We start from the raw sequence: 26,737 nt of genomic DNA, 5'->3' as shown, positions 1-26,737 counted from the left end.
TCTTGATGGGCGTAGGCATAAGCTGAATGAGGCACACCGCTGAACGTGCTCATTCCCTATGAAGAAGAGGAGATAAAGAGATGGAACTGAAGATGACCGTCCATAACAAAAAAATAGAGGTCGGGGAGTTTGACTGCGATGGCGTTTCCCAATCCTCCATCGTCCTGATTGGGGATACGGAGGAAATCATCAGCTCAACGGTATTTGATACACCTGCAGACTCCTTGATCATCAGCAAGCAGCTGCCCATTCGCAAACATTACGAATAAGGTTGATTTGTCCCGTATTTGTCACGGTAATGACTGAGTGCCAACAGCGGCCAAATCCACCGGTAGCTGTGGTAAGCAAAATAAATGCCCCCAGGTCTTCCTCCGCCGGTCGGATAGGCAGTCGTCCAATCATGGCGATCCTTGGATTGAAGGAGAAACTGAATGCCTCGCTCCACAGCAGGCGGAGGCTTGGGAAAAACAGAGATGAGGGCATCTACGGCCCAGGCGGTTTGGGAGGGGGTGCTCACACCTAGGGCCACATACGACTTTTTCTCGTCACTCTTGCAAGACTCTCCCCATCCGCCGTCGTCATTTTGCTGTCGAATCAGCCAGTTCACGGCTTTTTGCACGGCCTCGCTGTCTGCAGGCACACCTACTGCCATCATGCCGGTTAGTGCTGCCCACGTCCCGTACAGAAAAGCGATTCCCCATCTGCCGTACCAGGAGCCATCGGGTCGCTGCTCGCTCAGGAGCCAGTGAACTGCCTTTTGCACCTGCGGATGGTTCATGCGAATCCCCGCATAATTGCCGAGAAACTCCAGTGTGCGGCCCGTCAGATCCGCGGAGGAGGGGTCAGTGCTCACTGTATCTGAGCCCTCGATAGGCAACTGCGAAATGACAGCTGAGTTCGTATTCTTTTCAAATGCAGGCCATCCACCGTCGTCGTTTTGCATGGTCATGAGCCAATCCAGGCCTCGTTTCCAGGCAGCAGCTGTGGCTTGGTCTGCTTTTGCTTGCGCGAAAATGGCGCGCAGGGCAGCTGTCGTGTCGTCGATATCGGGATTCATCGTATTCTGATCTGAAAAGCCCCAGCCTCCAGGAGAAGCGTGCGGGTTGCGAATTTTCCAGTCGCCATAAGTTGTCTGCTGCTTTCCTAGCAGGTACTTAAGGGAGCGTTGGAGGGATGGGTGGGAGGACTCAATCCCGGACTGCTGCAGGGCATAAGTGAGCAGTGCCGTATCCCAGACTGCTGAGGTAGCGAGCTGGAGATGAGCGTCTTCACTCGTGCGGTAAACCGCAGCCAGCAAACCCTGCATGGCGTGCGTGATCTTGGGATGCTGAAGAGGGTAGCCCTGTGCCAGCAAGGCAAAAATCATCAAAAAAGTAGAAGTCGAATACGTGTACAAAGTTCCGTCCGGTTCGATCCGCTCCAGGATGTACGTTTCCAGACGGCGCAAAGAGACCTCGCGGAGCACACTCGGGAGAAATGGCAGCGTACGTACAAAGCTGTGAATAGACGCGAGGAAGCCTTGCGCATCCTTGGCGAACTGCTCTATGCGGCGATGAGGATAAATACCAGGCGAGATGGCAGGACCGACGTACAGGTCGGATAAATCCGGAGTAGCTGGATTGTGGAAGACGTATTTCCGATCGGCAAAGATCATCATCGGTGCCAGATGGACGCGAGCGTAGCCTACAAAATCGTAGAAGCTCAGGGGAGAGGTGGGCGGGAGCAAGGTCAGTTCGACGGGCACCATAAAATGCTGAGGCCACTGATACTGACCTGTCAAGGCTGCCGATATTTTCGTCAGCATATTGGCTTCGTTCAGCCCTCCGTTGGCGCGGATGAAGGACTTGGCCATTTCCATACGGGGATCTGTTTTTTTCAAATAGCCGGAAAACAGCAGGGCGAAGTACGAGTCGATCGTGGCAGAGAGATTTCCATCGGCTTCATCCGTGTACAGCTTCCACGCTCCGTTCGGCTGCTGTTTGCCTGCGATCCGGTTGGCCAGTCCCAGCATCAACTCTTCATCATGAATCCCTAAAGTGCGCAATAGGATGATCATGTGAGTGTCCGTCAGTGTACCGCTTTCCAGACAAAATCGCCAAGAACCGTCTTGTGCTTGCTTTTGAAGCAAGATCGTTTGCATGCGCTGGATTTCTGCAGATACTTCACGCAACTGTTTCACCTCCAGATGCTTGGGGACATGAGGAGAGAGGAGGGACTGCTTTGAACTGGTCTTGGATGGTCGATCCACCTCTTTTGTCCCTTGCCAAAGAAATCAAACAGGTCATCGCCAGAAAAAAGGACATGTCAAAAGCCGCTGACCTGTCCGCCAGTGAAAAACAGCTAGTGAGGGACATATGGGAGCAGACAAACGTGCGAAACGTGGACAATGTCGAAAGAACCCGCGCGTACCTGGACTATTACCAGAAGCATAGCGAGATTCACTGGGCGCTCTTGGCTCATCTGGTTTCCAGAAACGCAGGCTGGAGCATGACGGATTTAAGCGGGGAGCTGCTCCCGCGTTTGCTTTCGGTCAGAGAACAGAGAGACTATTTTTTCTTTCTCGAGCGCGGAAACTGGCTGATTTTTCGAGACGTTTACCCTCAGTTGTTACTGTATGAAGAAAGTGTGCGCAGACAGACCAACCTTTTTCACCTCTTACCGCAATTCCAGGTCTCTGTGTTTACCCAAGCTCTCTGGAATCACTTCTGGAAAGCAGGAGACTGTGAGCTTCTGGCAGCTGGTCTGATCGTAAACGAGCAGCAGCATTTAGAGGTGCAGGTCATGCAGAACGAGTCTTACAAAATAACGGTTCTCGACACGCTGCCCTTTACCTTTCAGGAGCTGCTTTCTCTCAACCAAATACTGTTTCCGTGCCAAGGAGACAAAAGGCCGCTGCGATTGGTTGGAGAAAGTGTGTCGCATTTCGCGTCATTGCTTGAACGCATATCGCTGGGCAAGCGATTGTATGTCCTTTTGTTTCGTGAAGAAAAGAATCTCGCGTCTGTTCTTGCTTGGGCGTCCAGGCAGCCTCACACAGGATCGAGAAAAGACTTCTGGCCGCATCTGTTTCACGATATAAAGGAGGGACTTCCAGGCAAGCCGCATCAGAGAAGGGTGGAAAACTGCCAGCTGAGGAGCAAAATGAGCCCGCTCTACTCTCCCCAGCTACAGCAGGCATGGAAGCAGGTTGAACACGCTGAGCCAAAGGAGAAGGACTGGTACCAAAGCCGTGATGTCCTCTCTTTGCTGCGATTGCCGTCTCAGCCAGAAGAAGAGCAGGTATCCATGAGCGAAGTCTACTGCCGCACGCTGGAAAAAATAGAGCTTGCGGTCATCGCACGGGGAAAAATCTTTGGCACATAAGCAAGGATAAGGAAATGATTTCCTCTTCTTTCGGCGAGTGTTGTAGTAAAATAGGAAAGGGAACGAATGTTTTGTGACCACCGCAATCACAGAAATACTTGCAACAGTAGGGAGTAGGAAGTTTATGAAAGTCGTCATTGCAGAAAAACCGGACCAGGCGATGAAGCTCGCCAGTCCGTTTCCACATAGAAAACAACAGGGCTATCTCGAAGTGCATCCAAACCGGCTTTTTCCGAAAGGCGCCTTTTTCACTTGGGCAGTCGGACACATCTGTGAGCTGGTTCCACCGGAGGCGTACAATCCGGCTTGGAAAAAATGGTCGATCCAAACGCTTCCGCTCATCCCGGAATCCTTTCGCCATCAGGTGATGGGCTCCAAAGCCAAGCAGTTCGGGATCATCAAGCAGCTGCTCAGGCGCTCCGAAGTAAAAGGCATCATTCACGCGGGCGATGCCGGGCGTGAGGGAGAGCTGATCATTCGGACGATCGTGGAGCAGAGCGGTGTCCATAAACCGATGAAACGCCTGTGGATCTCATCTTTGACGGAAAAGGCAGTGACGGCGGGATTTGAATCGCTGCTCGATGAGACAGAGACCCGCAATCTGTATTACGAAGCCTACAGCCGCTCCTGTGCGGATTGGCTCGTCGGGATGAATGCTTCACGAGTCTACACCATTTTGTTGAAGCAAAAAGGGATCAGCGATGTGTTCTCAGCGGGCCGCGTACAGACTCCCACCTTGGCATTGGTTGTCAAGCGAGAGAAGGAAATCGCCTCCTTTAAGCCAGAGCCGTTCTGGGAGGTAAAGGCCACCTTTGAAGTGGACAAGAAGCGCTATGATGGGGTCTGGCACAACGAGGGGGAATCGCGCATCAACGATCCGGCATTGGCTGAGCGGATCGCTGCTTTTTGCAAGGACAAGCCTGCTCAGGTGCATGAGGTTGAGACCGAGCGAAAGGAATTTTTGCCGCCTTATTTATTCAATCTCTCCTCGCTGCAGGCAACTGCGAACAAGCTGTTTAAATACTCGCCGCAAAAGACTCTCGAGATCGCGCAAAAGCTGTACGTGAAAGGCATGCTGTCGTATCCTCGCTCGGACTCCGCTTTCGTCACAGCAGAGGAAGCCAAGACGTTTCCGGAAATCTTGTCCAAGCTGTCCAAGCAGCCGGATTACCAGGCTAGCTTTCCGACACCAAAGACATCAATCGCGCAGGATCGTCGCTACGTCAACCAGAAAAAGGTCACGGACCACTATGCCATCATCCCGACAGAGCAGGTGCCGAATATTTCCAGGCTGCCGGATGACGAGCGGAAAATATACGACCTCGTCGCCCGTCGCCTCATCGCTGCTCACTATGAAAGCGCCTTGTTTGACTACACAACGCTGACGACTTTGGTCGATGGACGAGCCGTTTTTATCAGCAAAGGGAAGGTGCAGATCCGCGCTGGCTGGCGGGAAGTACTCTTTGATGAGGATAAAGAAGACAAAGAGTCGATCCTGCCACCTCTGGCAAAAGGTGATACGGGAAAGGTATGCAAGGTCGAAGCAAAGGAAAGCAAGACCCAGCCGCCCAAGCGCTACACGGAAGGCCAGTTGATTACGCTGATGAAAACAGCCGGCAAGCATCTGGACAATCAGGAGCTGGAAAAAGTCCTGATGAAGACAGAGGGACTCGGTACGGAAGCTACGCGTGCAGGGATCATCAACATGCTCAAAGAACGCAAATACATCGAGGTGCGCAAAAACCAAGTGTTTGCCACCCAAAAAGGCACGCTTCTCATCGATGTCATTGGCGACAAGATTTTGGCTTCACCGGAGATGACGGCTCGCTGGGAACAAAGACTTGGCCAGATCGGTCAAGGGGAGGCGTCCGCGCAAGCTTTCATGGAGCAGGTCCGCAAGCTGTCCCACAAAATCGTTGAGGATGCCGTGGAGCAGTCTCGCGAGTGGAAGCTGGAGAGCTACGACGTATCCTCGATGCCCAAGCAAGCCTCCAAGTTTACCCTGGGCTCGAAAGTGGCTACCTGCAAAGCGTGCGGCGGCGATCTCGTCGACAAAGGCGATTTTTACGGCTGTGCCAATTACAAGAAGAGCCAATGCAGTGTGACCGTCTCCAAAACGATCATGGGTAAGAAAATCTCTGCCGCCATGATCAAAAAAGTGATGGAAACCGGCAAGAGTAATTTGATCAAGGGCTTTCAGAAGGGCAAAGACAAATTTGATGCCTATCTGATCTGGGATGAGCAGGAGAAAAAGGCAAAGGTCCACCGGGAATGACAGCAGGTGGGTCTGTTGCCAAAGTATTTTTCTATTTTGAGCGTGCAATCTTGAAACTTACTTGAATAACTATCGTAGATACATGTATAGAGAAGTTCGGCTACCGACAATAGCCGTACTATCCAGTGAAGGTACTGAAGGAGGAAATACCATGTCCATTTTTAAAAGACTGCGTGATTTGACGATGTCCAATCTGTATGCCCTCATCGAAAAGGCAGAAGATCCCATTAAAATGACCGACCAATATCTGCGTGATATGCAGGAAGACCTGGAAGAGGCAGAAAAAGCGGTCGCAGCCCAAATTGCTCTGGAAAAGAAATTCAAGGTGCTGTATGAAGAGCAGGAAGCTTTGGTGAAAAAGCGCGACGAACAGGCGCACATCGCCGCTCAGGCGAAGAATATCGAGCTGGCACGCCGAGCGCTGGAAGAGAAAAAAACAACTGAGCAAAAAATGAACGAATACAAGGATGCTTACGAGAAAAACAAGGCAGCAGCTGATGCGTTGCGCGACAAGCTGGCTGAGATGAAGAAACAGGTGACTGAGCTTAAAAACAAACGCGAGACGCTGGTTGCTCGCGTGAATGCAGCAAAAGCCCAAAAGACCATCAACCAGGCGATGGCAGGCTTCGATTCCAACTCTGCGATGTCAGGCCTCAAACGCATGGAAGACAAAGCGCTGCAGCTCGAGGCAGAGGCAGAGGCCAGTGGAGAAATCTACAAAAAAGGCAAATCCTTGGATGAGGAAATTGCGGAGCTGAACAAGGATCAGCAGGTCGAGGACGAACTCGCAGCGTTGATGAAAAAATACGAGGGGTAAGCCGCTCTTAGCGGTTCCCCCTTTTTTTCTCCAAGGTTGGCTCGAAAAAGACGACGATTGAAGAAACGGATTGTTTATGTGGGGGGAATGACACGGTGACGTGGGTAGAAGTATTAGCCATGCTGGTATGGACGGGCGCAGGAGCGATCTTGCTGTTTGTGCTGATGTGGGTCGATTCCTTGTTTACAAAGTACAAGGATATGACCGAGATGAAAAACGGAAATATCGCAGTGACGACCCGCTTTGTGATGAAGCTGTTTGCGCAAGGATATATCTTGTCTCAATCGATTCTCAACTCCAATGACTTGTGGACCGCCTTGCTGGCATCTGTGGTATCATTCATCATTTTGTTCCTTTTGGAGAGGATCGTGGAAATCGTGTTTCGCATCGGGGCAGGATTCGATCTGGAGGAAGGGGTCAAGCAAGGAAAAGTGGCACATGCACTGCTCGCAGGGGCCTTCCATATCGTGGGTGCCCTGATCCTGGCAGCATGCCTGTAATTTCAGGCAGGAGGGAGTACGACCATGAGTTTGTTCAAACGGATTCAAAATATATTCGCCAAGCCTGAGCCGCCCGTGCAGGAAAAAAGCATCCTGACAGTGGGGCCGTCAGATGTGGTCGAAGTATCGCTCGTGACCTACCAGGTGACGGGAAAAGCGCAAAATCACAGTCGCAAGGCAACGATGCTCACCCTGCAAGACGGAAACACCATTCGCTACCTGTATATCGAAGAGCGGGAGCGCACTATTTTCCACCTCTACAGTGTCATTGATGGCCGCCTGGAATCGGTAGAGGAAGTGCCGAGTACCATTGAAATGGACGACATCAGCTATCACTTGGAGGAGCAGTATACGGGCAGGATCAATGTCGTAGGGAAAACGCCGTTCCAGGCTTCCGGAGAGCAGTACATCTGGCAATTTCAATCAGATGGACGTCAACTGCTGCGGATTGAATGGCAGGACGGCAGGTTTATGCTGTACGAGGGAGAGCCCGTTCTTCCAGCGGACGTGCAGGTCTTACGCGGGACGTAAGGAGGTGTGGGAATGCCACAAAAATGGATGAAATCAATCAAGCTCATGCTGCTTCCCGCCTTGTTCCTGCTTACGCTTGCCGGGTGTGGAAGTCCGTCCGTAGGAGACACGTACCCGCTTGAATCGGTATCCTCCAAGGACCAGGGACAAACTTCGCGCGTCTATCGTGCAGAAAACAAGTCGGTACCGGTAGTGGCGAAAGAGCTTGCCGATCAAAATACGCCGGATGAAATATCCAAAGAAGACTCGCAGCACATGTTCCTCATTTACCCGAATGAAGTCTATCACCTTCAGCAGGATGCAGCGAAGCCATCCGATACGCTGATTGAGATTGATACGAAGGAATACGTGCGCAACAACTACGATTCTTCTTTCTTGCAGGGCTACATTTTAGCCAGCGTCCTCGATGATCTGTTCGATGGGCACAAAAAGAGCTATAAGGGCAGCTATCGAGGCTATTCGAGCAAGGATATCTACAAGCCATCTGGAACGTATCACGTACCAACAGCCGAAGAGAAAAAAGCAGCTCCACCAGTCACGACTTCTGGCAAAGGAAGCATCATCAAGCGGGGAAGCACCGCGAAAAATTCAGATTCCTCGGTTGGGTCTGACGGAAATATCCTCAAGAAGCAAGTCGAGCCGTCGAAAAGCAGTTCAGGTAAAATTATCCGAAACTCCAGCAGCTCTTCATCGAGCTCCAGCAGCTCCGTCGCACCTAAGCGCTCTTCTATCTTTTCTTCCCCGAAGAGCAATTCACCCCCGCGTACGAAAACGGGTGGATTTGGACGGATCACGAAACGGAGATAGAAACAGAGAAGACACGTTACAGGCGAGTGAATCCGTGACGTGTCTTTTTATGGAATATATTATCTGTTAATTCAGAAAAGTGAATTGACTTTTATCCAGATGGCTTGCTAGTCTATGGGTAAAGTACCAAATGAAGGGATCGATACTTATGCATGTTGCTTTGCGGATGGATGATACCTTGCGCCGTGCCGCCCTGCTTTACCCGGAGGTAGAATCGGTCATAGAAGGCGAGCGCAGCTGGACGTATCGGCAATTTCAGGAGGAAGTGCATCAGCTTGCCCGTGTCATGACACGGATGGGCGTGGAGAAGGGGGATCGCGTAGCGGTTCTATCTCCCAATACAGCGGCGATGCTGCAGCTGTTTTATGCTTGCTTTCAACTCGGGGCGGTTGTCGTTCCCTTAAATACCAGACTGCTGCCACACGACTATTTGTACATCATCGAGCATGCAGAGGCGAAGCTGTTTTTTGCAGACGATGAGCTTATTCCGCTGGTGGAGCCGATTGTTGAGTCGCTAACGACCGTGACTTCCTTCGTAGTCATGCCTGTAGATGGACGACCAGCCACACGTGATGGGTGGGAGTCTTATTCAGACCTGCTCGCCGCAGAGAGCACAGAGCCGTGCATAAACGAAATCGCAGAAACCGATCTCGCCACGATCCTCTACACCAGTGGCACGACTGGCAAGCCAAAAGGGGTCATGCACTCGCACCGGACGCTGTACTTCAATATGCAGAATACGATGTTCCATCTAGGGGCAAATGATAGTGATGTTCTTTTGCATACGCTGCCGATCTTTCATGTGAACGGGTGGGGAACTCCCTTTTCGTTTACCGCAGTAGGGGCCAAGCACGTCATGCTGCGCAAGATTGATCCGCCGCTGATCCACTCCCTGATGAAAAAAGAAGGAGTGACGGTGGCCTGCATGGCTCCGACCGTCCTGAACATGCTGATCAATGAACCACGCTTTGTGGAAGACAAAACCACTGGACCGATGCGAGTAGTCATCGCTGGCTCAGCTCCGCCTACAGCTTTTGTACGTACGGTTGAACAGCAGCTGGGTTGGGAGTTTTTGCAGGTCTACGGAATGACAGAATGTGCTCCTCTGATCACCGTATCTCCGATCAAGCATCACTTGCTCCAAGAGAGCGAGGAAAAGCGTTTCCGCATGAAAGCAAAGGCCGGGATTCCCATGCATAATGTAGAGATTCGTGTCGTGGACGATGAGGATCGGGATGTGCCCAAAGACGGAGAGAGTATCGGGGAGGTTATCGCACGAGGGAACATGGTCATGGAGGGCTATTGGAAGCAGTCCGAGGCAACGGCCGCCGCGATCGTGAACGGCTGGTACCATACGGGTGACATGGCGACGGTTGACGCAGAAGGCTACATCGATATCGTCGACCGTAAAAAGGATATTATCATCAGTGGAGGGGAGAACATTTCCTCCATCGAGGTGGAAGGTTTGCTGTACGAGCATCCGGGAATATTGGAAGCGGCGGTTATTTCTGTGCCACATGAAAAATGGGGGGAAGTCCCGTACGCTATCGTTGTCCTTAGGCCAGGGACCATTCTCGATGGCGACGAGTTGGATCGTTTTTGCCGGGAGAAGATGGCTGCCTTCAAATGCCCAAAAGGCTTCAGCATCGTAAATGAACTTCCGAAGACCGCCTCGGGTAAAATACGAAAAGTCGAGCTCAGACAGCCATTCTGGCAGGAAAAAGGCAAACTGGTCAATTGAAAAGTCCACAAAAGGCAAAGTCGATGCTCCCATTTGGGGGATCGGCTTTTTTGTGTGCGAAAGGAGCTAGAAAAAATAGAGAGCGCTTGCATTCATGGTCACTTTGAAAGCAGCCAACATGTATTTCATAAAGGAATGAATCTATCGGTTAGGGAGTTTGTAAGATGAAAATAGACGAATGTTCGACGTGTGAAAGCGATTACCATTCGATTCGCCTCGAGATTTGGACTTCGTTGACGAAAACATGATCGTTTATCGACAAAAGAAGAAGGGATATGCACCCAGTATTCGACAGTTTTTGTTGCGGGCATTGGCTATGATGACATTGTGCTTACGCAAAAGGCAATGGCCAGCAGGCAGATAGGAAAATGGCGGAAGGGAGTGCTCAGCGATGCTGGAAAAAATACTCGAACTACGGTCGCAATCCAAGTCGATTGCGCAGATTGCAGCAGAATGCGGGTTAACCATCGGACAGGTCAAGTACCAGCTGCAAAAGGAAAGAGCTAAACCGACAGAAACCAGCGCCCAAAAACCGACGCCGAAAGAGTCTTTGCATCGACAGGAGCGGGAGTGGCGTCTCCCGACATTTTACGGGCGTGATCTCGTCAAGGCTATGGCACAAGGGCCAACGGTATTATTTGTGTATTGGGAAATTACGTGGCCTCGCATGAGAATGGTCGCCTCCTATTTGCAGGCTGATTACCGCCACATTCAAAAAGGCCTTCGCATCTACGATGTAACGGACCGGATCTTTACCGGACAAAACGCCCATTCCATTCAGGATGTGCACGTCCAGGAGGATGCACAATCCTGGTACGTACGCGATGTGAACCCTGGCCGCACGTATCTGGTAGATTTCGGTTTGTACGATCATGGACGATTTTGTCCCATCCTTCGCTCAGAACCGGTGGAAACACCGCGAAATACAAAAGCCACTTGGGGTGAGCCACTGATTGAACCAGCCCCGGAAGGGAACACCCCGTCGTGGTTTGAGAACTTCTCCTCTTATTCCCTCTATATGAAATCAAACAAATAAGTGAGGTGTCATCGGTGAACAACGGTTATCTCTCCCTCGTGTTGCATGCTCATCTGCCCTATGTAAGACACGGGGAGCGGGACGATTACCTGGAAGAGCGCTGGGTATACGAAGCCATGCTGGAAACCTATCTCCCCTTGCTCATGGTGTTCGACAAGCTGCTCGCAGACGGAATCGATTTTCGCATGACCCTTGCTGTTTCCCCCACGCTATTATCCATGATTGATGATGAACTGATTCAGTCCCGATTTCAAACGCATCTCGCCAAGACTGTTGAACTGGCTGGCAAAGAAGTAAAGCGAACCATGAATGCTCCTAGGGAGAACCGTGTCGCAAAGATGTACCTCGAACGGTTTCGTGAGATCGCCACTTACTGCCGCAAGCTAGACTTTCAACTGATTTCCGGACTCAAGCGCGCGCAGGAGAGCGGCTGCCTCGAGCTGATCACTTGCGCGGCCACCCACGCCTTCCTTCCCTATGTAGAAACAGAAGAAGCCATACGCGCCCAGCTCTTGGCGGGGATCGAAACACATGAACGAATCCTCGGAAAACGGCCAAACGGGATATGGCTGCCAGAGTGCGGGTTTACTCCAGGACTGGATCGTTTGCTGAAAGAGGTGGGACTCCATTACTTCTTCGTCGATAGTCACACGATTTCGCACGCTACACCTACTCCGATGAGAGGACTGTACGCGCCGCTGCAGACTCCTTATGATGTCGCTGCCTTTGCCAGAGATGAACAGGCTTCCCGGCAAGTGTGGAGCTCGTTTGACGGCTATCCGGGCGACTACGACTATCGGGAGTATTACCGCGATATCGGTTTCGACCGGGAAATGGATTACATCGCTCCCTATATTCATCCAGAGGGGATCCGCGTAAATACAGGGCTGAAATATTACCGGATCACCGGGAAAACAGGGCAGAAGGATTGGTATGAGCCGGATTGGGCGCGGGAAAAGGCAGCATCGCATGCAGGTCACTTCCTCTACCATCGGGAGAGACAGGTAGAAGAAGCATCTTCCTGGCTGGATCGTGAGCCGCTTGTGGTAGCTACCTATGATGCAGAGCTTTTCGGTCATTGGTGGTATGAAGGTCCGCTGTTCCTCGACTTTTTGCTGCGAAAAACCGTATGCGACTCCCAGCACGTGCAATTGATTACCCCTTCCGAATATTTGGCAAAATACCCTGCGCAGGATCGAGCACGCTTGCCTATGTCCACATGGGGACGAAATGGCTATGGTGAGGTCTGGCTGAACGAGAAAAACGGCTGGATGTACCGTCATTTGCATCAGGCAGAACGAGATCTGATTGCAGCTGTACATAGTTGCGAAATCGCAAAAGGACAGAACGTCAAAAAGGACGCATGGGTCAGTCGATGCTTGAAGCAGGCAGCGCGGGAATTGATGCTGGCACAGAGCAGTGACTGGGCATTTATCCTCGATGGACAGACGGTAGTGGATTATGCTGTGCGACGCTTTCACGATCATTTGGTCAGGCTGCGAGAGTTGTTGGACATGATTCATACGGATCAACAAAATGACGCCAGACTCGTTGAAATGGAGAAGGCTTATCCCATCTTTCCGACAATGGATGAGTCGTACTATCTGCCATTTCATTCGCATAGAGTGAACGTATCGCATCAAATGGTGGCGGCAACGGATTATCAGCAAGCGAAGCGAAAGGTATTGATGCTCAGCTGGGAATTTCCTCCTCATGTCGTAGGTGGTCTGGGAAGGGCTGTGTTTGACTTGGCCCGTGAACTCGTGCGGCAGGGAACAGAGGTCCATGTGCTGACAGCAGCAGCTCACGCAGAGGCCGGACAGGAGATGGTGGATGGCATTTACGTCCATCGCTTAAACGGCTACGCAGGATCCGAGCAAGGCGACTTTTTGCAGTGGGTGTTCCAGTTGAATCTGGCCATGGTCGATAAAGCAGAGCAACTCAGCAGGGAAGGACTGCGTGTCGACATCGTTCACGGGCATGATTGGCTGGTTAGCTGGGCTGCTATGGAAATAAAGGAGCGAATGGCGATTCCGCTGATTACGACGATCCACGCGCTGGAGCATGGGCGTCATCAAGGAATCCACACGCCGCTTCAGCAGCGGATTCACGAGAGTGAGCACGCGCTTGTGAGCGTGTCGGATCATGTCATTGTATGCAGTCACTACATGCGGGGAGAAGTCCAGAAGCTGTTTGGCGTCCCCGATGAAAAGATCCAGGTCATTTACAACGGCGTAGAGCTTCCGGAAGACACGTCTGTTCAGGAGGCAGAGCTTCGACAGGAGCTTTCCCTAGGAGAGGGTCCGATCCTGTTTTTCGTGGGGCGGCTGGTACGTGAAAAAGGTGTGCACTTGCTTCTGGAGGCCGTATCCCGTTTGGCTTGGGAGTTTCCAGATGTGCGAGTCGTCATAGCAGGAAAAGGCCCGAGCGCAGCTGAGCTCATGAGCCTGTCGGAGCAATTGCACATAGTTGACAAAGTGCGCTTTCTCGGCTTTGTCCACGACGAGCGGAGGAATCAGCTGTTCCGTATGGCAGATGTAGCTGTGTTCCCTAGTCTGTATGAGCCTTTCGGGATTGTGGCACTCGAAGCGATGGCATTTGGTACGCCATTGCTTGTGGCTGACACGGGCGGCCTACGGGAGATTGTCAGACATGGGGAGAATGGCGCGATGATGTATGCCGGGCATGTCGATTCGTTAGTGGATCAACTACGCTGGCTGTTGAGCGACCCTGACATGCGTCACAAACTGGCACAAAGAGCCAAAGCAGACGTCCAGCAAAACTACGACTGGGCGAAGCTAGCCGCACAAACAGCGGAATTGTATCACCAATTTACTATCGCTTCAAAGTGGACGGCAACTGCGACATAAAAAGACCCAAGAGGGCACCGAGATGTCAGCACCCAAGAAGGAGAGGAATTATCGATGAAAGCAGTGATCATGGCTGGCGGGAGGGGAACCCGTCTACGTCCGTTAACATCTCACACTCCAAAACCAATGGTGCCATTACTTAATCGCCCATGCATGGAGTACACCATCGATTTACTGAAAAAGCATGGAATCACGGAAATTGCCGTAACCTTGCAATTTTTGCCGGATGCGATCCGAAATTATTTTGGTGACGGTTCTGCGTATGGGGTATCTCTGGTTTATTTTGAAGAGACGACTCCACTCGGTACGGCAGGCAGTGTAAAAAACTGCGCCGACTTTCTCGATGAGCGCTTTATCGTCATCAGCGGCGATACGTTAACCGATATGGATTTGTCTGCGGCGATCTCCTTTCATGAAGAAAAAGAAGCATTGGCTACGCTGGTTCTGACACAGGTCGAGACGCCTTTGGAATTCGGAGTTGTGATGACCGATGAAAGCGGACGGATTATTCGTTTCCTCGAAAAGCCGACGTGGGCAGAGGTGTTCAGCGACACGGTGAACACGGGTATCTACGTATGCGAGCCTGAGGTACTTTCTTATATTGAAGACAACCGGGAAGTCGATTTTAGCAAGGAAGTCTTCCCAACCTTTTTAAGTGAAGGAAAACCGATGTACGGTTATTCGGCGGACGGATATTGGTCCGACATCGGTTCGCTGGCGGTCTATCGCCAGGCACAGTTTGACATGTTGGATGGAAAAGTCGATCTCGAAATCAAGGCACAAGAAATCGCCCCACGTATTTACTTCGAAAATCATGTGCGGATTGATTCCTCCGTACGACTGGAAGGTCCCGTTTTCATCGGGGAAAACGTTCATCTGCAGGCAGGTGCCTCGATCGGTGCCTACTCCGTTCTGGGAAGCAACACGGTGGTCGCCACAGGAGCTCAGCTTTCCCGTGCCATCATTTGGGAAAACACATTGGTCGGGAAGAAGACGGAGATGACGGGAGCGACAATTTGCCGGAATGTACAGATTGCCCAGTCGGTGCTGATGGGAGAAGGGGCCGTGATCGGGGATAATTGCCATCTCGCTGCCAAATCTGTCGTGAAGGCAGGCGTGAAAATCTGGCCGGACAAAGAGGTCGGCGAGAGCGCAACTGTCAGCACATCCTTGATCTACGGTGCGAAGCAGACGAAAAATCTGTTTGGCACGAATGGCATCAAAGGAATCGGAAACGTCGAGATCACGCCTGAGTTTGTCACACGTCTGGCAGCATCGTACGCCTATTTGCTGAAAGCGGGAAGCCGAATTGCGCTCTCTGCTTGCACGCATCCGTTTGCCCAGCTGCTCAAGCACAGCATCATGACCAGCCTTTGCTCATCCGGGATCGACACGATTGATTTCGGGATAGGCAATGCTCCCTTGATGCGATATGGGGTGCGTGGCTTGCAATGCGTCGGCGGGATTCACGTCTACATGGCCGAACCCGTAGAGGAAAAGGAGATCGTCATTCAATTTGTCGATCAGGATGGACTGCCCGTTTCACGAGATATGGAAAGAAAAATCGAAAATGCATACTGGCAGGAGACGTATGTGCGCACCCTGCATCATCTAGGTGAGCTGCATGTGGAGCATCAAGTGCAGCAGGCGTATTTGCGCGCTCTGATGGAAAGAATCGATTTGGCAAGTATCCAGCGTCAGCGATTCCGGCTGCTGGTCGAGTGCGAACCGCGGTTCATGCCTACCTTCCTTGCCCCATTATTCGAATCGCTCGGTGTAACGGTACAGTACGGAGCGATCCAGTCAGGGGTGAGCAAGCAAGGGGCAGACCTCGGAGTCCGGCTGGATAAAAATGGCGAGCAGATAGCGCTGTTCTCCGACCGTGGAGAAAAACTCTCGGCCGAACAGCTGATCGCGCTGCAGCTATTGGCATGCAGTGGTCAGCACAGCAAAATCGGGCTGCCTGTCAGCGCGCCGATGGAGCTGGAGCATCTCGCACAGCTGCTGCAGCTAAAGGTCGTACGCACCAAGGTCACGCCGAGAGCCATGATGGAAGTCGCACCAGAGGAACGCTTCCACCCGATGTTCGACGCGGTGTATAGCCTGATGCGGACCCTCTCGTATCTGGCAAAGGAAGAAAAACCACTCAGCTTGCTGCTCGAGCTTTTACCTGCGTGCCACATGGAAAAAAAGACCGTGTTTTGCCCATGGGCTTCCAAAGGAAAAGTAATGCGCAAAATGCTGGAGGAAAACAAAGGGAAGCCGCTGGAGCTTGTGGACGGGATCAAAGTTTACGATTCCAATGGCTGGGTCCTGATCCTGCCGGACACAGAAGATTCTCACGTCAAAGTCATTTCCCAAGGCGCAACAGCAGAGACAGCCGCGATATTGGCGTCCTCCTATGCAAGACGCATCGCGGAATACCAATAAAGGAAGTGAGTGCATGCCGAGACCCCTCGTGGTCGGAAACGGAAGACTGCTGATCAATTTTGACGACAGGCTTCACATGCGCGATCTCTACTATCCCTATGTAGGGCAGCTGAATCATGTGGGTGGGCACTTCAGCAAGCTGGGCGTTTGGGTACAGGGACGGTTTTCCTGGCTGGATGAGGATGGCTGGCAGCGTACTCTTGGTTACGGCAAGGAATCGCTCGTGACCGACGTCCATGCCCAGCACGAGCATTTGGGGCTTTCACTGCGGATCGCAGACGGCGTGCATCAGCGGGATCCGATCTATTTGAAGAGAATTCACGTGCGCAATCTCACCAGTGAGGCGCGGGAGGTACGGCTGTTTTTCAACCACGATTTCAGCATCAATGAGACAGAAGTCGGGGATACGGCCGTGTACGACCCTGTGCAGCGCACCGTATATCACTATAAACGAAATGTGTACATCATGGTCAACGGCAGGACGTCAGAGAGCGGAATTGAGCAATTCAGCGTCGGAATCAAACGCTTCAACTATGCGGAAGGGACCTGGCGGGATGCAGAGGATGGCATTCTGTCAGGCAATCCAATCGCCCAAGGCTCCGTGGACAGCACGATTTCCTTTCGCTTGATGCTTGCGCCGCAGGAGGAAAAAACGCTCGATTACTGGATGTGTATCGGCGATTCCTACGAGGCAGTGAAAACGCTCAATCAGTACGTTCTCGAGAGTGATCCGGAGCGCCTCTTGAATCGGGTCGCCGTCTACTGGCAGCGTTGGGTGAACAAAGAGGAACGGGATTTCGCCGACCTGCCAGAGAGTGTTGTCAATCTGTACAAGACCAGTCTGCTATTGGTACGAACGCAGATTGACAACAACGGCGCCATTCTTGCAGCCAATGATTCCGATATTTTGCAATACAATCGCGACCACTACAGCTACATGTGGCCGCGTGACGGAGCCCTGATTGCTTGCGCTATGGCAAAGGCAGGCTACACCGGCACAGTCGCTCCTTTCTTCCGTTTTTGTGCCGATGCTCTCAATGAGGATGGCTATCTGCTGCACAAGTACAATCCGGACGGGTCGGTAGGCTCCAGCTGGCATCCGTATATCGTGGATGGAGAAATTCAGCTGCCGATTCAGGAGGACGAGACAGCGCTGGTCCTGCATGCCCTGTGGGAGCAATACAAAAGCGGCAAGCAGCTGGAGGATTGTCAGGCCTTGTACCCGACTCTCGTCCGACCGGCAGCACGCTTTTTACTCCAGTACATCGAGCCAGCTTACCAGCTTCCCAAACCGAGCTACGACTTGTGGGAGGAGCGCAGAGGCATCTTTACGTTTACCAGCGCAACTGTTTTTGCTGGTCTCAAAGCAGCGGCAAGATTCGCGCAGCTTTTCGGGGATGATCGCCGCTTCAAACGCTACGACGAGGGAGCAGAGCGCATTCGCGAAGCCATGCTGAAGCATCTGTACGATGCGGACCTCGGCAGGTTCCTGCGAGGAATCTACCTGCGCCAGGATGGGCGTGTCGAGAAGGATTTTACGGTGGAAAGCAGCTTGTTCTCCATCTTTGCTCTTGGCGTGCTCCCGGCGGACGATCCCCGTGTGGCAAGCACGATGGAAGCCGTGAAGCGCAGCTTGCGGGTGGATACAGAGGTCGGGGGATTTGCCCGCTATCAGGGAGACTACTATTTTAAAAAATCGCATGATACAGCGAAGGTTCCGGGCAATCCGTGGATCATTTGCACGCTGTGGGTCGCCGATTGGGAGATCGCCAAGGCTCGGACGCTGGAAGAACTAGAGGAGCCCAAAAAGCGCCTTTCCTGGGTCGTGAGCCATGCCCTGCAAAGTGGTGTGCTATCCGAACAGCTCGATCCCTATACAGGTGCGCCCGTGTCCGTAGCCCCGCTCACCTGGTCTCATGCTACCTATGTCGCAACGGTACTTCGCTATTTGGAAAAAGTAAACGAGCTGCGGTAATGAGAGGAGAGAGAAGATGAAAAGAGCGATTCGCTTCGGTACAGATGGATGGCGTGCAATCGTAGCTGATGAATTTACGGTGGAAAACGTGCGCATTGTCGCCCAGGCGATTGCCCGCTATACAATAGAGATGGGGCAGCAGGAACAGCCGATCCTCGTCGGTCACGACACCCGATTTTTGGGGCGCAGGTTTGCGGAGGAAGTCGTTAGCGTCCTTACTGCCAACCAGATTCGCACCTATCTGGTAAACGAAGCAGCACCGACACCAGCTGTTGCCTTTGGGGTCAAACACTTCGCGGCGAGTGGAGCCATCATGATCACCGCCAGCCACAATCCGCCCGAGTACAACGGGATGAAGTACATTCCGCATTACGCAGGTCCAGCTACTCCTGTCATCACGAAAAGGCTGGAAGAATGGATCTCGGTCATCCAGGAGACGGGAGAAGTGAAAACGATCTCGCTCGCAGAGGCAAAGGCTGACAAAAGACTCCAGGTGATCGTCTTGCGCCCGCACTATGAATCGCATTTGCGCAGATTGGTGCAGTTGGATGCGCTGAGAAGCTCCTCTCTGGAGGTCGTCGTGGATGCCATGCACGGAGCAGGGATGGGATACGTGACAGGTCTTTTGACAGAGGCAGGTGTGAAAAATGTAGGGATTCGGGAGACGCCGGACGCGGCATTCGGCGGAGATTTGCCGGAGCCCAATGACAAGCATTTAAGCCTGCTGAAAACAGAAGTGGTCAGCCGAGGAGCGTCTCTCGGTCTTGCAAATGACGGAGATGCGGATCGCTTCGGAGCAGTGGACCGCTACGGACAGTACATTTCTCCAAATGGCGTGCTTGTGCTGCTCACCTATCATCTCGTCAAAAACCGCAAGCTTTCTGGAAAAATCGTCCGAACAGTAGCGACGACACATCTGCTGGATCGCATGGCAGAAAGCTACGGACTGGAGCTTGTGGAGACGCCCGTCGGTTTTAAATACATCGGGGAGCATATGCTGAAGGGCGATGTCCTGATCGGGGGCGAAGAGAGCGGGGGAGCGAGCATTCACGGACACATACCGGAAAAGGATGGCGTCCTGATCAACTTGCTTTTGGCGGAAATGTGCGCCGTGGAAGGCAAAGGCATCGACCAAATCCTCCGAGACGTATACGACCACTTTGGCGAATTGTTCCACACGCGACTGGATATCCGGCTGCCGGAAAAAGACGAATGGATTCGCGAAATGGTTTCGTCCCCTCCACGGCAGGTCGGACCTTTTGCGGTCAAAGCGATCAATCGGATGGATGGCATCAAGCTTCTTCTAGACGAAGGGAATTGGGTCTTGATTCGCCCCTCTGGTACAGAGCCGCTTGTGCGCATCTATTGTGAAGCTACGAGCATGGTCGCCCTGGAAAAGTTGAAAGAATCGATCCGCGATTGGTTTTTGGAGGTTAATGTGTGAGAAAGGAAGCAGAACCCGCTTAAATCAGCGTGGTTCTTTCTTTTTTTAGACCTCTCCTTTTGCTAGAATCAAAGAGTAGAAGTCACTGAAAAAGTAGAGATGAGGTCCTATGCGTATTGATCATCACGTTTTGCAAAGTTTTTTACAGGAAGTGAAACTGAAAAGCCAGTCACCCGACGATCCCGTAGTCGTCCTGCATACCCCTTATCCGTGGGAGCTGGTTGGTACGGGCAATTATGCGGCTGTGTTCGGCCACCCCGACTATCCGGGTGTCGTGATCAAGCTGTATGCGCCAGGGCGTCCAGGCTGGGAGCAGGAAGTGGATGTCTACCGCAGGCTGGGAGAGACACGTTCCTTTCCCGTTTGTTATCATGCTGAGCCAGGATACTTGGTCTTAAAGCGGATCAATGGCATTTCCTTGTTTGACTGTGTCCGCTTTGGGATTCCGATTCTGCCACAAGTGATCGAGGACGTGGAGGAAGCATTGATTGAGGCCAGGAAGAAAGGACTTTTCCCCCATGATGTCCACGGAAAAAACGTGCTGATGGATCAAGGGCGAGGGTATTTGATTGACGTCTCGGATTATTACAAAAACATCCCGGACAGCAAGTGGAAAGATTTGCGCAAGGCGTATTACCGCATTTACCTTCCTTTCATGAAGGATCGCGGCTGGAAAATCCCGCTCTGGGTGCTGGATGCCATACGCAAAGGCTACCGGCTGTATAAAAAAGGGAAGCGCTTGTTCAAGTAATTCTGCTGTGGTAAAATGTACATTTGACATGCTGCTAGGCTGACCTGAGTCAGACGAAGGAGGACATCCCATTGTACTATCTCATTGCTGTAATCATTATCGCGCTTGATCAGTGGACCAAGCAGCTGGTATTAAAACATATGGAACGAGGAGAATCGATCCCGCTGATCGCGGACGTCTTTCATCTCACGTCCCATCGAAACATGGGGGCTGCGTTCGGTATTTTGCAAAACCAACGTTGGCTGTTTATTATCATTACACTTGCGGTTGTCGTCGGGATCATCTACTCCCTGATCCGAATCGGCAAAAAGCAGCCGCGCGTGTCCCTTGCCTTATCTCTTGTTTTGGGAGGCGCAGTCGGCAATTTCATCGATCGCGCAACAACAGGCCAGGTAGTCGATTTCCTGGACTTCACGCTGATCAATTTCCCGATTTTCAACGTTGCAGATATGGCGATCACCATCGGAGTCGTCGTTTTGCTCCTGGATGTACTGCTTGAGGGAAGAAAGAACGGTCGGTAATGGAAAGCATCTTTTTCGAGGATACTAGCGTTAGTATGGACAACGAGTGTTTGTCTGGACAGTAATGGAATGAGGAGACATAGATGAACGACACGCAATTATTTGAACGTTACGATTGGACGGCAGATTCTACAGACAACAGTGAACGGATTGACAAATACATCACCCTGCAAAATGATGACTGGTCCCGTTCGCAGGTACAAGCTTGGATTAAAGAGGGACGCGTCACCGTAAATGGAGAGGCGGTCAAAAACAATTACAAGCTGCAAGCGGACGATGAAATTACGCTGCGCGTTCCACCGCCAAAGGAAATGGCGATTCAACCGGAATCCATGCCGCTGGACATCGTGTATGAAGATTCGGACGTGGTGGTTGTCAACAAGCCGCGTGGACTCGTCGTGCACCCAGCCCCTGGTCATTACTCCGGGACACTGGTGAATGGACTTCTGGCGCATTGCAAGGATTTGTCCGGGATCAACGGGGTTCTGCGTCCCGGGATTGTACACCGCATTGATAAGGACACCTCAGGTTTATTGATGGTGGCGAAAAACGACAAGGCGCATATGGGACTTGCGGAACAGTTAAAAGAGCATACCGTCAATCGCACGTACGTTGCCATCGTCCATGGAGTGATCCAGCATGAGATGGGAACCATCGATGCCCCGATCGGTCGCGATCCGAAAAATCGTCAGCAAATGGCTGTTGTGTTTGAAAACAGCAAGCCTGCCGTGACTCATTTCATCGTGCTGGAGCGGTTCAAGGAATTTACCTTGGTCGAGCTCAAGCTGGAGACAGGGAGAACGCACCAGATCCGTGTTCACATGAAGTACATCGGCTATCCGCTGGCGGGAGACCCCAAATACGGACCGAAGAATACGCTGGAGCTGGATGGTCAAGCGCTTCATGCCAAGACTTTGGGCTTTACGCATCCACGTACGGGAGAGCATTTGGAATTTGAAGCTGATCTGCCGCAAGATTTGACAGACATTATTGCATTCCTCAAACAAGCATAAAGCGAGGGGATCGGATGCTTACGAAACTGGCGCATGTGACGCTGTATGTGCGTGACTGTGAAGAAGCTCTGCAGTTTTATACGGAAAAGCTTGGCTTTGAAAAGCGCATGGACTCTCGGATGGACAACGGCTCTCGTTGGCTGACCATTGGTTTGCCTAATCAAGAGGTGGAAATCGTCTTGCACGATCCGACGCACTGGCATCGTGAGGAAGTAGCGGACCAAATGCTTGCCCTGGTAGGGAAAAACCCGATGTGGGTATGGCAAACAGAGGACTTCGCAGGAACGTATGAAGCTTTCCGGCAAAAAGGCGTTCCCTTTCTCACAGAGCCACATGATGTCATGTACGGAACCGAAGCGGTATTTACGGACCTCTACGGAAATCAATATTTGCTGCTTCAGACTGCTTCTGTCTAGTTACATAAACAGCTGCGGAAAGGAAAACGCTAGGGAAGATTGGTCGTCCATCATCCTTGGCGTTTTTTTGTACCGGATGAAAAAGGAGGAGGAATTCAGAATGCGGAAAAAATGGCTCGCGTGGATGAGCATAGCGAGTCTGGTTGGGATGCTTGCGGCGGGTGCTGGACCAGCGATGGCGCAAGAGCAGTCTGTGCTGCCTGTACGGGTGAGTCAGGAAACAGTAGCAGCCAAACTCGCTTTCACCAACCAGGACCATCTGTGGCTGCTGGATGCCCGAGAGAGAGGATCATCTCCAAAGCAAGTAACTGTGGATGGAGCAGCTCAAATCGTAGGCTGGTCAGCAGATGGTGAGTGGCTGCTGTTTTTGAAATACAAAGGAAGCGACACGTATTCCACACCCGGGTACTTATGGGCGGTAAAAGCAGATGGCACGGTAGCGGTCCAATTGGATGACAGACCCGTAATGGACCAGCCGAAATGGTCGCCGACGGGGTTGCAGGTTGCCTTCTTCGTGAACGGGGGAAGTGCGGAAAACCCGCAGTCGATGTTTTTAATAAAAGAATGGAAGAACGGAGCCGTAAGCGAAGTCTACAGCGAGAAGAACGTAGATTTTGTGGACTTCTCCTGGATGCCGGATGGGAAGCAGCTCCTGGTGTCGACCCCTGCGACGAAGGATCGGGGGATGACTCTTCAGCTGCGTGAGCTCACGGGAAAAACCACAGCAAGCTACCCGATTGCACCACCTCCCAATATGGAGGAAGGGATCTGGCCATGGGCAGCGAGGGCGTTGGCCATTTCCTCGGATGGAGTGCATGTGGGATACTACCTCCAATACAATTCCGCGTCTCTGTCCGCCGATGGGGTGCCCATCCAGCTTTTTGATCGGAGTCAGCCCAAAAGGAAGCCTGTGGATCTGGGCACGGGACTGATTCACACGCAATGGCTCCGCTGGTCCCCGGATGGCAAGCAGCTTGCTTTTATCGACGGAACAGATCGGATGGCGACCTCCCACAAGCATCTGAAGTTCGCTGACACGAACGGCAAAGTCGTGTCAGATAGCCCGGAAGGAAACGTAGATACGCTGCCTGTATGGACCTTGGGTGCACCGTATTCGGTATTCTTCTCCCGTGGGGAAGCAGCGGAATACCACTACGATCCGAATAAAGTGATGGTTCCGGGCCAGCGGATTTGGCAGCAGGCTGTAGGGGAAAAAGCCCAGCAAGTGACAAAAGGAACGAATGCAACAGCTGATTATTACCCAGCTCCATCGCTCGATGGCAAGCAGCTGCTGTTCGTGAGGCTAGACAATGCGCTTCACGGATCCGTGTTCCTGTCATGGCAGGGAAAAGAAACGGAATTGCTGAGAAACGTCACGGGGGATATTGGCTACTACGGCAATTATCTACCTGAGTGGGTCAGTGTCTATTGGGAGAGAGAAACAGCACCAAAGCCAGGAGCCTAATAGGTATTTAACAATTGAATTTTAGTGAAAGTAAAAATCAAGTGGATGGAAATGTGATTTTCTTAAATAAAATGTCCGAAAAGCCATTGACAGTCGTCCCGATTCATGACATAATCCTACATGACGAATGGAACCTTTAAATGCAGTCCAGAGAGGCTGACAAGGGCACGGAATCGACAAAACGGTGCAAGCGGACATGCTGATGTCTTCTTCTACCGTCGCGTCCAGTGGCTTCTTGTCTCCTGACAAGAAGCCTTTTTTCTTACGTCCACAGTTCCCGTCAGGGGGGTAAGTAGATGATCAGTAAAAGCATCATTATGGATGAAGCGGCTATCCGCCGCGCGCTGACTCGGATCGCTCACGAAATCATTGAGCGAAACAAAGGTGTGGAAGATTGCATCATCGTGGGCATCAAGACGAGAGGGATTTACCTCGCACAGCGCTTGGTCGAACGGATCGAAATGATCGAGAATGTAAAGGTGCCAGTCGGTGAGCTGGACATTACGTTCTATCGCGACGATCTGCAGCACAAGTCAGAAGACGCCGTTCTGCACGGTTCGCAGCTGCCGGCACAAATTACAGGCAAAACTGTGATTCTGGTTGACGATGTGCTCTACACGGGACGTACGGTACGCGCTGCACTGGATGCGCTGATCGACAGCGGGCGTCCGCGCATGATTCAGCTGGCCGTACTCGTTGACCGCGGACACCGGGAGCTGCCGATCCGTCCGGACTTTGTAGGGAAAAATGTACCGACAGCAAGAACGGAAATTGTCGATGTACAACTAGACGAAGTAGACATGATGGACATCGTATCCATCCGACAACTACTGTAAGAAAACCTCTACCGAGGCCTATGCATGGAGGAGCGACCGCGTTTTAGCGGAAAGTTTCCATGCGCTCCGGAAATGATAAGCGTAAACGCTTATCATTTCCTACACGTTAAACACAACTGAATAACTCCTCTTTAAAAACGATCCCGTGAGGTCGGCAAGAGGCAGATATCTTCCCATGTTTGTGGAGAAGCTGACCTCTTTGTGCCCGCACGAAGAGGTTTTTCTTGTGTGCAGTAAGAATTTGCAAGATTTTTAGCAAGTATACGTGCAACTAAGGCTTCACCTGCGGAGCCAAGTTTTCTAATACAGAGCGAGCAAAAAGATAAAGGAAAGAAAAAGAAATGCAGGGGGAACCTATCGGTATGAGCCAGAAAAATTACATTGATGTTAACGAAACACCTGAACTGAAAAAACTGCTGCCACTGTCTATCCAGCACTTGTTCGCCATGTTTGGCTCGACGGTTCTCGTCCCGATCCTGACAGGCTTGGATCCGGCGACGGCGCTTTTTACAAGCGGTATCGGTACGCTGCTCTTCCTGTTGATCACGAAAGGAAAAATCCCGAACTACCTGGGTTCTTCCTTTGCCTTCATCGGACCGATCATCGCGGTCACAGCTTCTCACGGAGTAGGTACGGCGCTGCTCGGATGCTTCCTCTCCGGTCTGGTGTACATCATCGTTGCCGCCATTGTCCAAAAGGCAGGTGTCAAATGGATTGACAAAGTTCTCCCGCCAGTCGTCATCGCATCTGTCATCGTGGTCATCGGTTTGAGCCTTGCAGGTGTGGCAGTCGACATGGCAACAAAGGTAACAGTAGACGGACAATCGCAAATGTCCCTGACATCGATCGAAATTTCCTTGGTAACGACGATTGTAACGATCTTTGCAGCGGTTCTCCTTCGCGGATTCTTGGGTCTGATCCCGATTCTGATTGGTATCATCGTAGGCTATGTCTACACACTCTTGCGTCACCCGGACCTGATCGACTTGCAAAAAATCGCGGATGCACCTTGGGTTGTAAGCATCCCTGAAATGTTCACCACTCACTTCAAATTCGGTGAAGTCGCAGCAGCGATGGGCAACCCATCCGCTTGGATCGCAGCACTGGTTATCGCACCAGTCGCATTCGTAACACTGGCCGAGCATCTGGGGCATCTTCTGGTAACGAGCAAAGTTATGGACCGCGATCTGATGAAAGACCCTGGTCTGCACCGCAGCTTGCTTGGTGACGGTATCGCAACTTCGCTTGCAGCGTTCATCGGTGGGCCTCCTGCAACAACCTACGGCGAAAATATCGGCGTACTCGCGATTACCCGCGTATTCAGCAAAATGGTGATCGGCCTCGCAGCAGTTCTAGCGATCCTGTTTGCCTTCATCGGCAAGATCAGCACGCTTTTGATGAGCATCCCAACTCCAGTGCTGGGCGGCGTATCCATCATCCTGTTCGGGATCATCGCAGCACAAGGCTTGCGGATGTACGTAGATAACAAGATTGATTTCTCCAACAAACGCAACATGGTACTGGCAGCAGCGATCCTTGTCACGGGTATCGGCGGCTATAAAATCAGCTTTGCAGGAACAGGCGTCGCTTTCCTGAGCGACCTGACCATCGACAATATCGCTTTCGCCACCTTCCTCGGAATCATCCTGCATGTGGTTTTGCCAGGGAAAGAGTCTGCAATGGGTGACGTGCAAAGCGAAAAAGAATAAGAAGAAAACGTTCCCCATTCCTTTAATCCAGTCCAGAGAGGCTGACAAGGCATAGAACGCTGTTTCCCCTGCGCAAAAAGGGAGAGCATAGCAGCTTCTTGTCTCGCCAGCCACAAAGGCTAAAGGCGAAGGCAAGAAGCTTTTTTGTACAGATAAGGATTTATAGGAATCTTATCCAGCATAAGTGCAACTAAGACTCCGCCCAAAAGCTTGGCGCAGCCAAGTTTTCGAATACAC

Annotated in this window: 21 protein-coding genes; 20 read left to right on the top strand and 1 reads right to left on the bottom strand. The window is 51.8% G+C overall.

The window, feature by feature from the left end:
- The first annotated feature begins 80 nt into the window (after positions 1-80).
- Entirely contained in the window at positions 81-269 is a 189-nt protein-coding gene (locus EDM55_RS02920) for a spore germination protein GerPD (RefSeq protein ID WP_373863281.1), read from the top strand.
- On the opposite strand, the gene shc is transcribed toward EDM55_RS02920, so the two are convergent.
- The gene (shc, locus tag EDM55_RS02915) at positions 260-2,170 is read right to left on the bottom strand and encodes a squalene--hopene cyclase (RefSeq protein WP_174769274.1); all 1,911 of its coding nucleotides are present in this window, start codon (positions 2,168-2,170) and stop codon (positions 260-262) included. The genes EDM55_RS02920 and shc overlap by 10 nt on opposite strands.
- A 50-nt stretch (positions 2,171-2,220) precedes the next feature.
- On the opposite strand from shc, the gene EDM55_RS02910 reads away from it, so the two are divergent.
- The 19 genes from EDM55_RS02910 to EDM55_RS02820 all read left to right on the top strand — a co-directional run bounded on the left by EDM55_RS02910 (position 2,221) and on the right by EDM55_RS02820 (position 26,500).
- Positions 2,221-3,363, top strand: a complete 1,143-nt coding sequence (locus EDM55_RS02910) for a DUF2515 family protein (RefSeq protein ID WP_246070872.1) — start codon at positions 2,221-2,223, stop codon at positions 3,361-3,363.
- A 124-nt stretch (positions 3,364-3,487) separates the two neighbouring features.
- The gene (locus EDM55_RS02905; protein ID WP_122959551.1) at positions 3,488-5,638 is read left to right on the top strand and encodes a DNA topoisomerase III; all 2,151 of its coding nucleotides are present in this window, start codon (positions 3,488-3,490) and stop codon (positions 5,636-5,638) included.
- Positions 5,639-5,789: 151 nt separating this feature from the next.
- A complete protein-coding gene (locus EDM55_RS02900; RefSeq protein WP_122959550.1) occupies positions 5,790-6,455 on the top strand; it encodes a PspA/IM30 family protein in 666 nt (221 codons plus the stop codon).
- A 95-nt stretch (positions 6,456-6,550) separates the two neighbouring features.
- Positions 6,551-6,955 carry a DUF350 domain-containing protein gene (locus EDM55_RS02895; protein WP_092267795.1) on the top strand — a complete coding sequence of 135 codons (405 nt, stop codon included), beginning with the start codon at positions 6,551-6,553 and terminating at the stop codon, positions 6,953-6,955.
- Positions 6,956-6,979: 24 nt separating this feature from the next.
- A complete protein-coding gene (locus tag EDM55_RS02890) occupies positions 6,980-7,486 on the top strand; it encodes a DUF4178 domain-containing protein (RefSeq protein ID WP_092267796.1) in 507 nt (168 codons plus the stop codon).
- Between the two features lie 12 nt (positions 7,487-7,498).
- Positions 7,499-8,293 carry a DUF4247 domain-containing protein gene (locus EDM55_RS02885; RefSeq protein WP_092267797.1) on the top strand — a complete coding sequence of 265 codons (795 nt, stop codon included), beginning with the start codon at positions 7,499-7,501 and terminating at the stop codon, positions 8,291-8,293.
- Between the two features lie 148 nt (positions 8,294-8,441).
- Positions 8,442-10,034: a long-chain-fatty-acid--CoA ligase gene (locus EDM55_RS02880; RefSeq protein ID WP_092267798.1), complete on the top strand. Its 1,593-nt coding sequence runs from the start codon at positions 8,442-8,444 to the stop codon at positions 10,032-10,034.
- A gap of 391 nt (positions 10,035-10,425) precedes the next feature.
- Complete coding sequence (locus tag EDM55_RS02875) at positions 10,426-11,070, top strand: DUF4912 domain-containing protein (protein ID WP_092267799.1); 645 nt, start codon at positions 10,426-10,428, stop codon at positions 11,068-11,070.
- A gap of 14 nt (positions 11,071-11,084) precedes the next feature.
- Positions 11,085-13,940 (top strand): 1,4-alpha-glucan branching protein domain-containing protein, encoded by a 2,856-nt coding sequence (locus EDM55_RS02870; protein ID WP_122959549.1) that lies wholly within the window; start codon positions 11,085-11,087, stop codon positions 13,938-13,940.
- A 54-nt stretch (positions 13,941-13,994) separates the two neighbouring features.
- Positions 13,995-16,370, top strand: a complete 2,376-nt coding sequence (locus EDM55_RS02865; protein WP_122959548.1) for a sugar phosphate nucleotidyltransferase — start codon at positions 13,995-13,997, stop codon at positions 16,368-16,370.
- A 13-nt stretch (positions 16,371-16,383) separates the two neighbouring features.
- Entirely contained in the window at positions 16,384-18,345 is a 1,962-nt protein-coding gene (locus EDM55_RS02860) for a glycoside hydrolase family 15 protein (RefSeq protein WP_122959547.1), read from the top strand.
- A gap of 16 nt (positions 18,346-18,361) precedes the next feature.
- Positions 18,362-19,789: a phosphoglucomutase/phosphomannomutase family protein gene (locus tag EDM55_RS02855; protein WP_122959546.1), complete on the top strand. Its 1,428-nt coding sequence runs from the start codon at positions 18,362-18,364 to the stop codon at positions 19,787-19,789.
- 109 nt (positions 19,790-19,898) lie between these two features.
- Positions 19,899-20,540 carry a serine/threonine protein kinase gene (locus tag EDM55_RS02850; RefSeq protein ID WP_122959545.1) on the top strand — a complete coding sequence of 214 codons (642 nt, stop codon included), beginning with the start codon at positions 19,899-19,901 and terminating at the stop codon, positions 20,538-20,540.
- Between the two features lie 65 nt (positions 20,541-20,605).
- Positions 20,606-21,061, top strand: coding sequence for a signal peptidase II (gene lspA / locus EDM55_RS02845; protein WP_092267805.1), 456 nt, complete (start codon positions 20,606-20,608; stop codon positions 21,059-21,061).
- Positions 21,062-21,144: 83 nt separating this feature from the next.
- The gene (locus tag EDM55_RS02840; protein WP_122959544.1) at positions 21,145-22,074 is read left to right on the top strand and encodes an RluA family pseudouridine synthase; all 930 of its coding nucleotides are present in this window, start codon (positions 21,145-21,147) and stop codon (positions 22,072-22,074) included.
- A 14-nt stretch (positions 22,075-22,088) separates the two neighbouring features.
- Positions 22,089-22,490, top strand: a complete 402-nt coding sequence (locus EDM55_RS02835) for a VOC family protein (protein ID WP_092267807.1) — start codon at positions 22,089-22,091, stop codon at positions 22,488-22,490.
- 100 nt (positions 22,491-22,590) lie between these two features.
- The gene (locus EDM55_RS02830; protein ID WP_246070873.1) at positions 22,591-23,955 is read left to right on the top strand and encodes an alpha/beta hydrolase; all 1,365 of its coding nucleotides are present in this window, start codon (positions 22,591-22,593) and stop codon (positions 23,953-23,955) included.
- Between the two features lie 296 nt (positions 23,956-24,251).
- Positions 24,252-24,791, top strand: coding sequence for a bifunctional pyr operon transcriptional regulator/uracil phosphoribosyltransferase PyrR (gene pyrR / locus EDM55_RS02825; RefSeq protein WP_092267809.1), 540 nt, complete (start codon positions 24,252-24,254; stop codon positions 24,789-24,791).
- 362 nt (positions 24,792-25,153) lie between these two features.
- Positions 25,154-26,500, top strand: a complete 1,347-nt coding sequence (locus EDM55_RS02820; RefSeq protein ID WP_092267810.1) for a solute carrier family 23 protein — start codon at positions 25,154-25,156, stop codon at positions 26,498-26,500.
- Positions 26,501-26,737: the final 237 nt, after the last annotated feature.

Origin of the sequence: Brevibacillus centrosporus (assembly GCF_003710815.1) — a bacterium.
Taxonomy (GTDB): domain Bacteria; phylum Bacillota; class Bacilli; order Brevibacillales; family Brevibacillaceae; genus Brevibacillus; species Brevibacillus centrosporus.
Note: the sequence above shows the minus strand (reverse complement) of the source record. Positions and strands in the feature narration are given on the sequence as shown.